The 15,128-nt window shown below is 48.3% G+C and carries 15 protein-coding genes; 1 reads left to right on the top strand and 14 read right to left on the bottom strand.

All coding sequences use genetic code 11. From position 1 onward, the window contains the following. Positions 1-2: 2 nt before the first annotated feature. The gene (yajC, locus tag ACFPK9_RS08495) at positions 3-323 is read left to right on the top strand and encodes a preprotein translocase subunit YajC (protein ID WP_377094425.1); all 321 of its coding nucleotides are present in this window, start codon (positions 3-5) and stop codon (positions 321-323) included. A gap of 56 nt (positions 324-379) precedes the next feature. Here yajC and ACFPK9_RS08500 read toward each other — a convergent pair whose 3' ends face one another. The 14 genes from ACFPK9_RS08500 to ACFPK9_RS08565 all read right to left on the bottom strand — a co-directional run bounded on the left by ACFPK9_RS08500 (position 380) and on the right by ACFPK9_RS08565 (position 15,119). Further along, positions 380-763 carry a (deoxy)nucleoside triphosphate pyrophosphohydrolase gene (locus ACFPK9_RS08500; protein ID WP_377094426.1) on the bottom strand — a complete coding sequence of 128 codons (384 nt, stop codon included), beginning with the start codon at positions 761-763 and terminating at the stop codon, positions 380-382. A gap of 170 nt (positions 764-933) precedes the next feature. Then, positions 934-1,431: a single-stranded DNA-binding protein gene (gene ssb / locus ACFPK9_RS08505; protein WP_377094427.1), complete on the bottom strand. Its 498-nt coding sequence runs from the start codon at positions 1,429-1,431 to the stop codon at positions 934-936. 132 nt (positions 1,432-1,563) lie between these two features. Continuing rightward, positions 1,564-1,851: a 30S ribosomal protein S6 gene (locus ACFPK9_RS08510; RefSeq protein ID WP_377094428.1), complete on the bottom strand. Its 288-nt coding sequence runs from the start codon at positions 1,849-1,851 to the stop codon at positions 1,564-1,566. A gap of 12 nt (positions 1,852-1,863) precedes the next feature. After that, entirely contained in the window at positions 1,864-2,430 is a 567-nt protein-coding gene (pth, locus tag ACFPK9_RS08515; RefSeq protein ID WP_377094429.1) for an aminoacyl-tRNA hydrolase, read from the bottom strand. Between the two features lie 87 nt (positions 2,431-2,517). Further along, positions 2,518-3,105 carry a 50S ribosomal protein L25 gene (locus ACFPK9_RS08520; protein WP_377094430.1) on the bottom strand — a complete coding sequence of 196 codons (588 nt, stop codon included), beginning with the start codon at positions 3,103-3,105 and terminating at the stop codon, positions 2,518-2,520. 482 nt (positions 3,106-3,587) lie between these two features. Then, positions 3,588-4,517, bottom strand: coding sequence for a ribose-phosphate diphosphokinase (locus tag ACFPK9_RS08525; protein ID WP_377094431.1), 930 nt, complete (start codon positions 4,515-4,517; stop codon positions 3,588-3,590). 278 nt (positions 4,518-4,795) lie between these two features. Further along, a complete protein-coding gene (locus ACFPK9_RS08530) occupies positions 4,796-6,289 on the bottom strand; it encodes an exopolysaccharide biosynthesis polyprenyl glycosylphosphotransferase (protein WP_377094432.1) in 1,494 nt (497 codons plus the stop codon). Beyond that, positions 6,289-7,989 carry a hypothetical protein gene (locus ACFPK9_RS08535; protein WP_377094433.1) on the bottom strand — a complete coding sequence of 567 codons (1,701 nt, stop codon included), beginning with the start codon at positions 7,987-7,989 and terminating at the stop codon, positions 6,289-6,291. The genes ACFPK9_RS08530 and ACFPK9_RS08535 overlap by 1 nt, the downstream gene beginning before the upstream one ends. Further along, a complete protein-coding gene (gene xrtU / locus ACFPK9_RS08540) occupies positions 7,989-9,659 on the bottom strand; it encodes an exosortase U (protein ID WP_377094434.1) in 1,671 nt (556 codons plus the stop codon). The genes ACFPK9_RS08535 and xrtU overlap by 1 nt, the downstream gene beginning before the upstream one ends. A gap of 9 nt (positions 9,660-9,668) precedes the next feature. Continuing rightward, positions 9,669-11,120, bottom strand: coding sequence for a hypothetical protein (locus ACFPK9_RS08545; protein ID WP_377094435.1), 1,452 nt, complete (start codon positions 11,118-11,120; stop codon positions 9,669-9,671). A gap of 109 nt (positions 11,121-11,229) precedes the next feature. Then, complete coding sequence (locus ACFPK9_RS08550; RefSeq protein WP_377096591.1) at positions 11,230-11,406, bottom strand: four helix bundle protein; 177 nt, start codon at positions 11,404-11,406, stop codon at positions 11,230-11,232. 148 nt (positions 11,407-11,554) lie between these two features. Next, positions 11,555-12,634, bottom strand: coding sequence for an adenylyltransferase/cytidyltransferase family protein (locus tag ACFPK9_RS08555; RefSeq protein ID WP_377094436.1), 1,080 nt, complete (start codon positions 12,632-12,634; stop codon positions 11,555-11,557). A gap of 193 nt (positions 12,635-12,827) precedes the next feature. Further along, entirely contained in the window at positions 12,828-13,754 is a 927-nt protein-coding gene (locus tag ACFPK9_RS08560) for a UDP-glucuronic acid decarboxylase family protein (protein ID WP_377094437.1), read from the bottom strand. A gap of 18 nt (positions 13,755-13,772) precedes the next feature. Continuing rightward, positions 13,773-15,119: a nucleotide sugar dehydrogenase gene (locus tag ACFPK9_RS08565; protein ID WP_377094438.1), complete on the bottom strand. Its 1,347-nt coding sequence runs from the start codon at positions 15,117-15,119 to the stop codon at positions 13,773-13,775. Between the last annotated feature and the right edge of the window lie 9 nt (positions 15,120-15,128).

A 15,128-nucleotide genomic window follows, 5' to 3' on the forward strand; every position in this document is an offset into this window, starting at 1 on the left:
TTATGACAAATACTCTGAATATCTTCGCACAAGGCGGTGGAGCGGGTGGCCCAGGCCAATTCATCTTCATCGGTATCATGATCGTCATCATGTGGGTTATCATGATCCGTCCACAGCAAAAGCGCCAAAAGGAGCTCAAAGCGAAACAAGAAGCACTCAAAGTCGGCGACAAGGTAGTCACCATCGGCGGCATGCACGCCACCGTCAACGCACTCAGTGAAAAGACAGTTTCTCTACGCCTTGCAGAAAACGTCTTCGTCAAATACGACCGCACCGCTATCGCCACGGTCATCAGTAAAGACAGCAAAGGCGAGAAGAAATAATTCTTACTCCAGACTCTATCCACACCACAGATTCCGCTAGCGGTTCTGTGGTTTTTTTATGCCCACTTAAAATACTCTGCCAAAATCGGCACATCAGCAGGCGCTAGATCATAAGACTTCACTTGATCCATTGACACCCACTCGATCGCTTGATGCTCCAGTGCTTTAGGAGTACCGAGACAACGACAACGAAACGGAATCAGCCGAATCAAAAAGTCACCATAGTCGTGTTCGACCGGCGTCAAAGCTTCGCCAATTTCAAACTCACATCCGAGCTCTTCTAACAACTCCCGCGCAAGCGCCTCGCGCTCGCTTTCCCCTGCTTCTACCTTACCACCAGGAAACTCCCACAGCCCCGCCTGTGCTTTCCCCTCAGGTCGCTGACACAGCAACAACTCGCCAGCAGCATCCTCAATCAATCCACAAACAACCGAAAGCATAATATTCAAAGGTTGGTAGCGATGTCGCTCCGCTGACACCCAGCTGAACACGGCTAGAACATCAAAAGCCAGCTCATTTACCACCAATCTCCATTCTCCCAATCATCGAAAGCTAAAACTTGGCCGCTCGGGCGCCATCGAAGTGACGCCCCAGACAAACTTAATCCATCTTAAAACGGGATATCGTCGTCCTCTTCCTCAAACTGAGGCATTGGGTTAGCTGGTGAGCCTCCTTGCTGCTGGGGCGGTGCAGCTTGCTGCGACTGAGGAGAAACCTGCTGTTGCGGTGCTCCTTGTGGCTGCTGACGCTGTTGACCTCCGCCATTTCCACCACCTCCGCCACCACCAATAAACTGCATATTTTCACCCACCACCTTGAGTCTGCTACGCTGCTTACCAGTTTGAGAATCTTGCCAAGTATCTAACTGCAAACGACCTTCGATGAAAACTCCGCGACCCTTTGAAAGATACTGGCCAGCAAGTTCTGCTGTACGTCCCCACAAAGTCACATCGACAAACGTCGTTTCATCCACCCATTCCTCACCCTGCTTAACACGGCGATTACACGCCACCCCAATATCCGTCACTGCTGTTCCCTTCGGGGTATAACGCACTTCAATATCACGGGTCACATTCCCCATGAGCATCACTTTATTAAAACTAGACATGTTGGCGGGACTCTAAAAAGAAAATCCCTGCTCGACAACAGAAAAGGCCAAGCAGGGATGAAATCATTTGTACCACCTCTATACGAGGCGTCGATCGACTGGAATTTCTAACGGTTTCTAACCGGTAGAGAATTACCCTTGGCGACGGTACTGGTGCATGTAGACGCCTTCGACTAGGTCGAGAGCTTCTTTGATGTCTTCAATAGCTTCAGGAGCTGCATTGAAGAAGTAGTTCACGTAAACACCGCCTTCGATCTGACGCGCGTTGTAAGCAAATGTCTTGCGACCAAGTTGCTTCACTTCATCGAGTGTCGCACCGTTTGCTTCGATTACTTTACCTACTTCGCTAACGAACTCGTCAACGGATCCTTCTTTACCTTTGGTGTCGAGAACGACGAGACCTTCGTATTTTCTGCTCATAATTTTCAGTTTCTATGATTTGTTTTTGACGTTATGCACGTTTGCAGCGGCTTCCAGCCCATCTGATAGCGCAAGCTGCACAGCATCAGCTGCTCTGGCAAGCGCGTTTTCCATTTCAGCCCTTTCCTCAGGAGCAAATTTCCCGAGTACATGGCCTACCATTTCTCCAGGTTTTGGACCGCCAATGCCGACCTTCAATCGTGGGAAATCGTCGCTACCGAAATGCTGAATCAGTGATTTGAGTCCGTTGTGTCCTCCTGCCGAGCCGCTCTTGCGAAACCGCAAGGAACCCACTGGGAGAGAAACATCATCAAACACCACCAGCACCTGCTCCGGCTTCCATTTATAGAAGCGCAGTGCCGCTCCCGCTGCTACACCACTTTCATTCATGAATGTCTGTGGCTTCATCAGCAGAGCTTGAGGATGTTTTGCGATATGTGATTTCCACTTGAGGTGGTTGACAAATTGTGCACCTGAGCGCGCAGAAAGAAGATCGAGGACATCAAACCCAACATTATGCCGGGTGCCTTCGTATTTCCTTCCTGGATTCCCCAGACCAATGACCAACTTGATCGCCACTTCTTGAATGAAGGTCTACCAGCTTTCAGGAAATGGATTCCCTACGAGCCGATGCGAAACCTTGCTATGAAACGTCAGTGATTAATTTTATTCTTCAGTACCTGCACCTGCGGACTTAGCAGCACGTGTCATTGCTACGAGAGCGATGAGAACCTTGTCGTGAAGTGTTGGAGTCACACCTTCTGGGAACTGCACATCACCGATAGTGAGGGACTCAGAGAGGTCGAGACCAGTTACGTCTGCCTTAATTGTTTCAGGAAGGTCTTTCGGAAGCGCTTTCACCTTAAGTGTGTGAACGAGCTGCTCGAGAGCACCACCAGCTTTTACACCCTTAGGCTCACCGAGGAGAACCACTGGAAGCTTCGCTGTGAGAACTGTCTCTTCAGTTACTGCCATGAAGTCAGCGTGAAGAATAGCACCTGTAAGCGCGTCGAACTGGAGATCCTGAAGGAACACCTTTTGTGGTGCTGCACCTTCAACTTCGAGGTTGAGAAGGATCTGGGAAGAAGGTGATGCATTAAGAAGATCTGTGAACTCCTTAGCGTTTACCTTAATGTTCTTGTTTTCGGTTGCACCGTAAACGACGGATGGGACAAACCCCTCACGACGCATTGCATTCAACACGCCAGAACCTGTGCGCGCGCGCTCAGTTGCTTTGATTGTTTCAATAGCCATTTTAATTAGTTTATATAGAAGTTAGACATCGCCCAAAGTTACTTTATCAGACGTTTCTAGATGCGGTTTGCCCTGTGAAAAAATATGGCTGGTAGGTTGGTGAGAATAGTAACCTTTTCACAGGCCGGGCGCGGGTGGTAACGCCTTGACCACGAATTGTCAAATAAAACCCTCAACGAGGATCTCTCATAAGCAAAATCACCAGATTTTACTGATCTAACTTTAGAATTTCCGACCTGAGACACTTCACCAAACCTAAACAGTCTGTGATGTGCCGAAAGCCTATATGTCCAAAGTCGATAAATACATGTCAGGTCTACCGATGCTTAAGTTGACGCTAATGGAACCAGCCCTACCTTAATTCGCCAACGGCGACACCTATCGTGGCCTAGGCTAGTGCGATGCGTTAACCTAGGAATCCCCCCCACAACAAGCCACACTTGGCTGAAGGCCAAGCCTAACAGAACTGCCAACAACGGCTCTTACATGTCAAACAGCGAAGTCACACTCTCTCCATTGTGAATGCGGCGCATTGCCTCACCAAAAAGTGGCGCCACTGAAAGCGCAGTCACATTATCTCCATACGCCTGCGGTACAGAATCCGTCGTGATTAAATCCTCGATCACTGAATCTTCAATCCGCTTCCGTGCCGTCTCGCCAATCACTGCGTGCGAAACACCCGCAAAAATGCGCTTACAGCCGCTTTCCTTCAAAATTTTCGCCGCCGCACAAAGTGTCCCACCAGTCTCGGTCATGTCATCGATCAAAAACACATCTTTGCCTTTCACCTCACCGATCACTTGAGTCGCTTCCACCCGAGTCGCACTCACGCGGTGCTTAGCAACGATCGCCAAATCCGCACCCAGCGCATCCGAGTAAGCGCGTGCATTTTTCACACCACCCACATCCGGGGAAACCACAGCGAGGTTTTGCCCATCCACACCACATTCCTCCTTAAGATACTTCACCATCACTGGACGCGCATAAAGATGATCCACCGGAATATCGAAAAATCCTTGAATCTGTGCGGCGTGAAGATCCATTGTCACTACACGGTTGATCCCTGCAGCAGAAATAAGGTTCGCCACAAGCTTCGCCGTAATCGGCACCCGCGACTTGTCCTTACGGTCCTGACGCGCGTAGCCAAAAAATGGCATCACCGCGGTGATTCGGCCAGCTGACGCGCGGCGGGCGGCATCGGTCATAATCAACAACTCCATCAAATTATGATTCGTCGGAGGGCAGGTAGGCTGAACAATGAAAACATCCTCACCGCGAATATTCTCATTAATTTGCACGAAGGTTTCCCCGTCTGGGAAAGCATCCACTGTCACATCAGCAACAGAGGTTTCGAGGTAAGAGGCAATATCCTCTGCGAGCTGATTGTGCGCTGAACCTGCAATGATTTTCATAAGACCGGTCCGCAGCATGAGCAGCGATCGCGCTGCAGTCAACCACGCACACAACGAAAATTTGACACTGAAAGGCTTAGCTCACCGAGAATCCGACCGAGCAAATTTACCGCAAAATACACAGAAATTTCATAATAACCAATGCTATCAACTTCCTATCACGAGCTGATCAAAGAAACAAAATTTCGCTACAGTTAAAGAAAATACGATTCTCGATTTAACCCAATATTGCAAAAGGGCCTTCATTCAACACTTCGCATCCAGCACCGAAGCTGACATCACATTCCCTTGCCAAAAAGCATCATGTAAAATGTCTTCACCACGATCGCCACATCAAGTGTTAGCGAGTAGCGACGCACATAATAAAGATCGTAATTCAACTTTTCTAAAGTGTCCTCATCATTCGCCCCATAGGAATAATTAACCTGAGCCCAGCCAGTAATCCCAGGCTTCACAGCATGACGAAAATGATAAAAAGGGAAGCGTTCTTCATACCCCTTCACCAGATCTACCCACTCGGCTCTTGGACCAATCAAACTAAGGTCGCCCACCAATACATTCCATAGCTGAGGAAGCTCATCCAAACGTGTTTTCCGAATAAATTTCCCGATCGGCGTGAAACGATCATCATTCACTTGAGTATATTTGGGGCCTTTTTCCGACCCCACACGCATCGAACGAAACTTGAGAATCATAAACGACTTCTCGCGAAACCCTGTGCGCTCCTGTTTGAAAATAATCGGCCCCTTGCTGGTTAATTTGACAGCTAAGGCAGTGCCAATGATGAGAGGTGATGCCAATATAATACCAACAATTGCCGCCCCGATATCACACAAACGCTTCAAGCGATCATACGTCACGCTCCTATTAAGGCGAAAACCGTCCAACATTGGCCAGTTAATCGTAAGCTGAGATGGCGGCTCGATCCTTAATGCATAAGCAAGATACGCCTCATAAGTATAAATTTTATGACGGTGGAACAAAGCTGAGACCATGCGCCTACTAAACTCATGCGGAATTCTTTCCATCGGGGAAGCAACAATGTAACTCTCCACATATTTACCACGAATAGAGGATTGAAATGTTACCTCCTTCGAATCCTTGATAATGGGAGAATCAAAGTCATCAGCGATGAGATGTTTGCCAATTTTATTGGGGTCAAAACTTACCACCACGAACTCATGAGCCAAACCTCGGGCAATTAAACGACGGTAAAGATCTTGAGCTCGATCCCCAGCACCAATAATGCACACCGCATTATCACGCTCAAAGTATGCCTGGATACGGGCTAAGAACACTCTATAGAGGATCGAAATAATCGGGAAGACAACCAATGTCCCAGCCACTACAAGGCGTGGAGATTTCAAATCCATGCCATAAGCGACAATAGAGTATATTAAACTAAAGGTGAGAATGGCCACCCCGACCGACATGATCACATGTTCGGAGATAAAGCGATATTTACGTTTATCAGTGGCATAGTTGTAGCCCCCTACAAGGTAAACCCCAAGAATGCTTGGTAATATAACCGCTAGTAAGACCCTTCGACTTATCGAATTTAAAAAGTCAGCGTCGGAAGACAAATGAATTCCAATACTAAAAATTGCTGTGATCAAAATGATGTCAATCAACAATAAAACAATAGGATACACCAGAATTACTAAGCGACGCTTCCAGTGCGTTTTTGTGCTCACTTCAGAGCTCGTCACTGCAAAAATTGAACCACTCAAAGGAGTTGTTTTATGATAGTCGTCTGGAGGGGTATAAGACATTATTGTTGTTCTTTTAGTTTGATAATCTCATTTTGAAGAGCGCGACGGTATTCCTCCGCTTTCTCCGCATTATCTAAATTCGCATGAGCATTTGCTAACCAATCATAAGCTCGTACAAGATCTTGACCAGTTAACTCAGAAAGCCGTGGTTCAACCATCCGAAGAACCTCTTTCCATGATTTGCGAAGAGAGTAGATATAGCAACGATCAAACATCGTCTCGATCGCTAGCCCCTCGTCTATCTTATCAACTACATTTAGCAACTCAAACGAACGTTGGTAGGAAGATAAATTTACCCCCGTGAAAACAGTAATCGCACTCGAGCCCTCGCGGGCCAAATATTGAGCGGCGTAACGCACCACCTTCATCGCATTTGGACTCAGCTCATTAGCTATTGAGAAGTGAAGCTGAGCACTGCGGTCATTTCCCTCAACCCATGCATCCATAGCACGGGCCAAATGGGCTCCTACTCCTCCCCGTTTCGCTACAATCTCCAAAATCTGCCCCGAAAGCAAAGGATAGCCCGAAGCCGGATCAATAATCTGATTCAGCACAGCACCCGAGCGCCCAGGCGCTTGCCCCGCCTCGATGGCTTTATCAAAATACTCAAAGGCTTCAAGTCGCATAGAAGCATCTCGAAACTCCAATAGCATTTCAAACATCCGCAAATAGAGCTCTCCCAACCAAGCATCATAAAGTGCTCGGTTTACTGCCATAGCTCGCTTCTGTTCTAATACTTTAATCGCATTCTTTAACATGACAGATCCACTCGCTAGATCTGCCGTGTTATGCGCCTTAATGGCATTCCCCTCTACATATTCCTTTAAATAAATATTCTTTGCTGGGTCTTCATCAGAAATATAACTCAGCATACGATCTACCTCTTTCAGCGCTTCTTCGTTTTTCGATTGCGCCAAATAGTTCTGAGCTAGAATCAATGAAGCCTCAGGATCGCGATTCTCATCAGCTTCTAGCATTGCGACTACCTCTGAATACTTTCCTTGCCCCTGATAAAGGCGAGCCAATGCTTTGCGCCAATAAAGCTCACTTTCCTCCGTCGGCGCCTCAGCTACCATCTCCTCCGAGAGCGCGACCAAGCCCGCTGTATCCTCCGCGCTTACGCGTCCCTGATTCAAACGCTGAGCCACTACCCAGCGTTTCGCCGGTTCATAGTTTCGCTCCACTACTAGCTTCTTTCTCAGAGCCTGTTCTCGCGTCGCATTATCATTTGCATTCGCGGCCATCATAGCCTGAAACAGAGCCTGATTATTATCGCGATAATTTTTATGATGAATCAGCTTACCAAATAAAAAGTCCGCCTGCTTGGCATCTCCAGCATTCATCGCAGTCAGCGCATCCTGATAATACCCAGCATACACCCCTCCACGATTTCGGTTTGCATTAATGAAAAATGCCGTAAAACCAACAAAAGCAATAATAAGCACAGGTGATGCTTGTAACAATCTCTTCCACGGTCGGCTCCCACACCAAGCTTTGATAAAATCAATCACCGCGCGAAATGGCGCAGTGATTGCAGAGCAAAAGGCACTGACTTTAATCCAAAAACTGAACCCTGAAAATAGACGATCAAGCTTCCACAACACCAACATCGGAAATAGTACGATCTGACCAAGTAAGTACAGCCCCTTTCTCTTCCGTTTCCATGTCCGCATCAGCGTTGATTCATATGGATGGTCCATTACTTCATGCCCTCCTCTTTGATCAATTGACGTGTTTGCTCGCGAAACTCAGCATACATGGCACGCAGTTCCTGCTTCGTCGGCTCATCCAGAGGAAAGGCCGTAGTCACCATCATCTGTGTTTGATAGAATGTGTTCTTATCTTTTTCTAAGGACTGCCCAAATGGCGCGGCCCATCGCGTAGGCCCCAACTTAAACAGCAAGAATTCCAAGCTAAATGACTCACTGGGCTTAGCTTGCACCATCTCACCTAACTGGTTGGTATGACTACATTGAATAAACCCGTAGTCACCCGTAGGAAGTATCATATCAGTTTCAGAGGAGCCCCACGCCACACTCGGATCCGGCTGCACCAAATGCGCCTCCTCTACTTGCCAGCCCAGATTGGAGTAACACACCCTCACATCATGCCAACTTTCAAAAGGATAATCTAAGGCAAAAATCACTTGAGTATCGTGGTACTTCGTTCGCCAGACCGTTGAAAATGCACCCCAAATACTATCAAACTCACGCTCTTCGTAATCGACAGATACCACTTCCCACCCAGGCCTATCAAACACCACCTTGTCAGAAGGAACCCTCACCAAATCCTCTTCAGAGTGCATTTTAACCACTCTTTCAGCCACCACCACATAGCGGTAATACACGATCACTGATGCAAAACAGACCAGACCTACCCACATCGCTCCGAGCACTGCCTTGCGTACGCGATGAGGTCGTCTGACCGCATCCGCATCGTTGTAGAGTATTCTCCATCTACGAAAACATTGGGACAGCTTAAAACTCACCACTGTATCCCAAGCCTTTACCAAAACCTTTTTAGATTTCTTCGCATCATCGATCGTACTCAAAAGCAAATCTACAAAAGCATAGCAACTCGCCATCACACCCAACCCTAGAACGATCGATACTAACTCCAAGATAAGCATCTCTCCTTGACCACTCCAGTCCTTCCCGAAGAAATAATACACAGCGCCAATCCACACGATTTTAAACACATCGAGGCTCAGCCCCACTGGCACAGCAACAAGACAGAATAATACAGTAAACAGATTACTCCTCCATTTCCACACACTCCAAAAGAGCGCGATCACTACCCACAAATTATAAGAATTCCAACCACCAATAATCTCTCGCACATTGATCTCATAATCGCCCATGATCAGCACACTCCCCTGCACCAAGTTGTGTTGACCCAACAAATCAATTCCATAACCAGCCAGTTTACCGGCCCAAGCCTCAAAATAACCTCGAATTAAAATCTCAAACTGAGAAGGAATCGACACCAAGGTAAACAACAGTAAAAAAATCGCAAACGGCTTCGTCATTCTTCGTCGCCCCGCACAATCGAGCACAAGCAGCAAGAGAGCCATCAACATCACAAGCACCGCTAAGCGAGACTCTTCATATAAATATCCAATTGCGGTGACTCCTAAAGCGACAAAAACCGTCGCGTGCACCACATCTGGCTTCACTCTCACACGCTCCTCTCGCACGTCGCTCCGCAGATAGGAAACAACGAATGAAACCACCGCCACTACAGTCGCCACTGGGAACCAACGGTAGTACTCTAGCTCCCATAAAAACCTTGCGTATCCCATCAACAATGGCACCAGCGTTACCAACAAAGCAACCACAACCCACACTACACCATTTACTTCGCGTTTCATCGGTCTTGATTACTCTTGAGAAAGTTGCAAATGATCATCCGCTAAGATGTCCTCACCACACGCGCGATAAGCTTCTGCAAGTATACGGTGGACTTCTCGCTTTGCCAGCACATCACCCACTTTGCCAACTTCGCCCACTAAAACCTCAATACATTTCTCTGGCTCCCCCTGCTTTATAGCGATCTCAGCACGCAACAACTGTACCTCTAATGACTTCTGCTCAAGTCCCTCAAGTGCTTGGTTCATCTGCGCATACTCCTCACTTCCCTCCTCTAACTCATTCCGCAATCTCATCACCACTAAGCTTGGTCGATCTGGCGCTGCTTCTACAGCGGCCTCGATAAATTCAGACTCACGTCCAGGAACCCACTCAGCTAATTGGAGATAGAGGTCCGCTCTCACATCTCCATCTTCCACATCCTCTATCGTTGTAAAAATAAATTCTCCCACTCTATCTTTAAATTCCGGAAACCTCTCGACCAGCAGCTCTAATGCCTCAGTAAATGCTTTACGGCCAGGTTGGAACCGCTGCGCCATCAAGACTTGCTCCACGATTTCATCCCCCTTGAGCTCCTCACCATTTAGTAAATCAACCGCTTTAAAATACGCCTCAGAAGCTTTGACCGACTTCACCACTTCTACGCGTTCTGCAAAGTCGCGCTCAAAACTCTTCAGCGATCGCTCCACTGCCTCAAATTCCCCCAAAAGCATCCCAGTAAAAAGATAATCTAAACGCACATTCAGATCACTCCTTCCCCTACCAATGACCTCTTTTCCCAAAGTCGCAAAACGATGCCAACCAGCCTCTTCCAGCGCCAAGTCATCACCCTTATAACATCTCGCATTCGCCAAATTCACTCCCAAATCCACCTGAGCCCCCTCATTCTGTGCAATCGACTCTAATAACAACAACACTGCCTCATTCCGCTCCCCACTTGCCAGCCTGTATTCAGCGAGCATCAGAGCAGCCTCAGCCCTCACAGCATCCAGTTCCACCGCAGCCTCCAAATGGCGCTCTGCCTTTGATAACAACTCGTTTTGCTCAAGTTGCACCGGCGGCTCAAGTCCCGCTGCACCATAGGCATCTAGAGGGAACCCCTCTAAAAAGCCAAAGTCTTCAGCTGACAGCAAATCCTTTGCCACCCACAAATGTGCCAACCCGTTACCAACCGCGGTAGCATTCGCCACCTGTAAGGGAGCTAAGCGCTGCATCACAGCGCGAGCCTTCGCCTCATCCCCCTCATTCCATAGCAGCAAGGCATCTTCATAGCTTAAATTCGAAATCTCCTGTGCAACCTCAGAAATCCTCGCATCCCCAAAGTCCTCCTGCACCACAACTCCATCAGTCGAAGTCGCATGCCATATACCAACGCTGATCACAACAAGAATCACCACCGTGATGCCAAGCATCCGACCATAATTTTCGAACCAACGTTTTATTTTCTTGAGGGGGTTTGCCATACGCGCGCGAAACTTGACCTTATTTTTATAATTATTCAAGCCCAGCTTTTCACTATCATACAGCGGCTGCGCCGCTGTAGTTGAAGTTAGAGCCGCATTGCGGTTCAGTTTAAGTTTTCCTTAAAGTGCGGAAGAGGCTGTAAAGCATTTCCGCAAGCTCTCCAAGCGAACCTTTAGCAATTCCCAGAAATTGAATAAATTCTTTCGTTCCATTTCTTTCCGCACCTTCAGCAATATTCGAGGGGACAGAAACCGCAGTGCGCGTCACCAGATCACGGAACCCCAGTCTCCCAAAGACCCTCTAATCTGACACACAGCAACAGCCAAAGCCTTAGAACGTTGCCAAACCAACAACCCTATACGCAAACTCATAGCGAAGCACAACTTAAACTACTTCAAAGGAGCCGACTTAAACTGTCAGCTCCGCTGACCCTCTACCGGCAGAACGGCTCAATCGCCCTCATCTTTTCATCCTCAGCCACCGCTGCATCACGCGCCTCGGTTGCCGCAAAGAGATATAGCGCATAACCACCATGACCACCACCACAGTACTTGCTCGCCAGCGCTCCCACTTTCTGAGCCAAGGGCTGCATACCCTCCTTCAACTGCGCTTCGTGGTACAAGCGCACTCCCTCCGCCAACTTCTCGAAATCCTCATTGAGAACTCCTTCGCGCGCTATCGCTGCAGACTCCTCAATCATATCGTAGTCCCGCTCCTTGTCTGCAAACGATGGCGTATCGTGCTCCGCCCCTGTCCACAACAAAGCCATCCGCCCCTCTAACATCTCGCCATTGCGTTTGAAATCTAACACCGGAAGCTGCCCACTGCGCCACACGCAGAGCCCACTTTCCTTAATCACCGCCGGATCCTGCCAACCCACTCCTAGATCCAGCTCCGCCTCTACTCCATCATTACCATTCAGCAATGCCCACGCTCCACTGCCCCCCAGCCCAGCCTGACGCTCGTAACCCCAATCACGCAAACTTACCGTCGGCGAAATCGCACAATTTACCACATACGCACCCTCGCGCGAATGCCGTGGCACATCCAACCAACCACCTGCGAAGTCAACCCTCAGTGGCGCTTCCGTCGGCGCCTTCACCCACTTGACAATCCCAGACGTCGATACCGGATCGAACTTCGGCGGTGTCTTTGGTAAAATATAATACTCAGCCCCCACCTCCGCACAAAGCGCACGCTTCACATCACCATATTGATCATCCTCGGTCACCACCAGCATGTCGGGCTTCGCCTCTAAAAAATAACTGCGGAAATCCAAGCCCGTATCCGTATCCGTGCCGATGATCACATCATCGACCATCCGCAACCCGCGTAAAAGAGCCTCCTTATGCGCATCCGGAATCGAAGACCTGCGTTGCTTGTGATGCCACAACACATCTTCCGAAGCAAAACTCACCGTCAAGTGATCACCCATCGCACGCGCCTCCTCAAAAAACTGCAAATGACCTGCGTGGATAATGTCATAACAACCAGAAACAAAGATTCTTTTCATAAGTTTGATTTAAGATGGGGGGGAAGCTTCGCTTCCGAAGGTTTGGTAAGGCAGGCTCGCCGATGCCTATTAGATACAACTCAATTGCCTGTAAAAGCTCTGTGACTTTGCCGCACAGTCTAAGCGACCGTTAGAAACAAGTTGAAGCCTTAAATGAATTTTCTTCACAACTTTTCAACATTCACCTTCGGTTTCACACCATCTCCCTAAAATAAGCAATCGTCTTGTCAAGACCATCATCCAGTGAAACTTTTGGCTCCCAGTCCAAATGCTTTTTCGCGAGTGTAAGATCTGGCTGGCGTTGTTTCGGATCGTCTCCTGGCAAAGGATGAAACGTAAGTTTTGACTTTCCACCAACTTTCTCGATCACTTTCTCAGCTAGCTCCAGCATCGTAAACTCGCCAGGATTCCCCATATTGATCGGCCCCGTGACCTCATCTTGATTCATCAAACGCACAAAACCCTCGATTAAATCATCCACATAACAAAATGAACGCGTCTGCATGCCATCACCATAAATCGTGATATTTTCACCGCGCAGTGCTTGCACAATGAAATTCGACACCACCCGCCCATCATCTGGGTTCATCCTCGGTCCATAGGTATTAAAAATACGCACAATCCGAATATCCACCCCATTTTGCCGGTGGTAATCAAAGAATAAAGTCTCCGCCACGCGCTTCCCTTCGTCATAACACGAACGTATCCCGATCGGATTCACATTCCCCCAGTATTCTTCTGGTTGCGGATGCACATGTGGGTCACCATACACCTCAGAAGTCGATGCCTGAAACACGCGTGCTTTCACCCGCTTCGCCAGCCCTAGGGAATTGATAGCCCCCATCACCGATGTCTTCGTCGTCTTGATTGGGTTATGCTGATAATGCGGCGGAGATGCTGGGCATGCCAAGTTATAAATCTGATCCACTTCAAACTTAAACGGGTCAATCACATCGTGGCGAATCAACTCAAAATTCGGATTCGGTAACAAATGCGCAATATTACGCTTAAAACCCGTAAAAAAATTATCCAGACACAACACCTCATGTCCCTCGTTCAGCAAGCGTTCACATAAATGTGACCCCAAAAAGCCCGCTCCACCTGTAATAAGAATTCTCATAATCGTAAAAATATAAACCTACGCTTTGCCAATGCCAAATGCGTTGAAACCAATCTTCTCGAGCTCAGCGAGATCGAGGATATTGCGCCCATCGAAAATGTGCGCCGGCTTCACCATACTCGCATACAGTGCCGCGTAATCCAGCTCCTTGAACTCATCCCACTCTGTCAGCACTAGCACAGCATGCGCGCCAGCCACTGCCTCAGCAGCTGAACTAGCCACCTCCACCTTCTCTGAAGTCAATCCCTTGATCTCCTCAGCATCCACCTGAGGATCGTACACCACAATGTCTGCACCCTCTTCGACCAAGTCACGACAGATGTAAATCGCCGCAGACTCACGCGTGTCATCTGTATCCTTCTTAAAAGCAAACCCAAGCACCGCAATGCGCTTGCCTTGCAGCGTATTGTATAAGCTGTGGATCACCTTACGCGTAAATCGCTTGCGCTGGTATTCATTAATCTTAATCACCTGCCGCCAGTACTCTGCAACATCAGCCAAGCCAAAATGCTCACACAGGTACACTAAATTGAGAATATCCTTCTGGAAGCAAGAACCACCAAAACCAACTGATGATTTGAGGAACTTAGGACCAATTCGGCTATCTTTACCAATTGCATTCGCCACTTCATCCACATCCGCTCCAGACGCCTCACACACTGCGGAAATCGCATTGATCGAGGAAACACGCTGCGCCAGAAACGCATTTGCCACCAACTTGGAAAGCTCAGAAGACCAAACATTCGTCGTGATAATATTCTCACGCGGCACCCAGTTGTTATAAATTCCCACCACTGTCTCCAGCGCCTTTTTACCCGCTTCCGTTGTGGAATCACCACCGATCAATACTCGGTCGGGATTTTCTAAGTCTGAAATCGCAGTGCCCTCAGCGAGGAACTCCGGATTAGAAAGAATCTCGAAAAGATCACCCTTCTCGTAACCATCAAAAACATTTTGAATTACTTCTGCAGTGCGCACTGGAACAGTCGACTTCTCGATCACGATCTTTGGACCTTCGCAAACTTCAGCAATCATTCGCGCACAACCTTCCACATAGCCAAGCTCAGCAGCTTGCCCGGCACCAATGCCGTAGCTTTTCGTCGGTGTACCCACCGAAATGAAAATCACATCCGCATCCTTGATGTACTTTTTAACCTCCGTAGAAAAAAACAAGTTCTTGTCGCGGCGCTCTTCTACAATTTCCTGCAGACCTGGCTCGTAAATGGGAAGGTTGGGAGAATTCCAAGCCGCAATGCGTTGCTCGTTTAAATCAACTACCGCCACATCAATATCGTGACACTTCTCTGCAATCATCGCCATCGTTGGTCCACCAACATAGCCCGCACCTATACAACAAATTTTCATTTTGGGGGA

Source organism: Rubritalea spongiae (assembly GCF_042652385.1).
Classification (GTDB): Bacteria; Verrucomicrobiota; Verrucomicrobiia; order Verrucomicrobiales; family Akkermansiaceae; genus Rubritalea; species Rubritalea spongiae.